The following is a 481-nucleotide window of genomic DNA, read 5'->3' on the forward strand; positions in this document are numbered from 1 at the left end:
GTTGCCGACGACAGGCAGCATGTAAAGGCACTGGACGAAGATTTCCTGACTGTGGTTCTTGACCGAATCGACGGTGGCCTGCGTGAGCTTCGGCTGGGTCTTCGGCGTCGGGTTGGCGGGCGTGATTTCGTAAGTAACGACGCGCCGCTCTTCGGCATTCTGTTTGATAGCCGGCGCGATCTGTCGCGGCGCGGGCTTGCTCGGTGTTGCGGGTGTAGACATTTCTTGTTGGTTCTTATGCGTGAATAGTGCGAGTTACTTCGACGTCAGGGACTTGGCGAGCGTCGGCGTGGATTGCTGTCCCATGCCCGTCAGTGGCGTCCCGGCCGCGCGTTGCGTGACCTGGCCGAGTGGCTGACCCATCGAGCCAATGGCGGCTTGCGTAACGGTTTGCGCTGCCGTGTGGAGCGCTGCGCCCGCACCGCCCGTAAGTGCAGCCTGTGCAACCGATGCCGCCGATCCCGCGAGCGCGGGCAGGGAT

General features: G+C 63.0%; 2 protein-coding genes. Both read right to left on the reverse strand.

The genetic code is table 11. The features are described from left to right. A partial coding sequence (locus tag QCE49_RS33610; RefSeq protein WP_309806861.1) for a hypothetical protein occupies positions 1-222 on the reverse strand: 222 nt, incomplete at its 3' end. Between the two features lie 33 nt (positions 223-255). Then, positions 256-481 (reverse strand): hypothetical protein (locus tag QCE49_RS33615; RefSeq protein ID WP_309806862.1); only part of this gene is annotated, 226 nt, incomplete at its 5' end.

This window comes from Caballeronia sp. LZ008 (genome assembly GCF_031451435.1).
Classification (GTDB): domain Bacteria; phylum Pseudomonadota; class Gammaproteobacteria; order Burkholderiales; family Burkholderiaceae; genus Caballeronia; species Caballeronia zhejiangensis.